The sequence below is a fragment of the Arthrobacter sp. GQ119 genome (assembly GCF_059759125.1).
This window is the reverse complement of the sequence record NZ_JCAXEA010000111.1, coordinates 1-234: the sequence shown is the minus strand read 5'-3', so window position 1 is coordinate 234 and position 234 is coordinate 1. Positions and strand designations below refer to the sequence as shown.

At 59.4% G+C, this 234-nt stretch carries 1 protein-coding gene; it reads left to right on the top strand.

The window, feature by feature from the left end; all coding sequences use genetic code 11:
* The coding region (locus AC6CH3_RS23580) for an ATP-binding cassette domain-containing protein (protein ID WP_498134731.1) at positions 1-234 on the top strand (234 nt) is incomplete at both ends.

Below are 234 nucleotides of genomic sequence, written 5' to 3'. Positions count from 1 at the left end.
CACGCTGACACTCCTGAAGCAGGTCAGCCGCTGGGGCGTGCTCAAGCGCGGCTATGAAAAGAAAATGGTCGGCAAGTACATCAAGGACCTCGATGTGAGGACCCCGTCGGCAGAAACGCCGATTCAATCCCTGTCCGGCGGCAACCAGCAAAAAGTCATCATCGCCCGCTGCCTGGCCAGCAATCCCAAGGTCCTCATCCTGGACGAGCCGACAAAGGGCATCGACATCGGTGC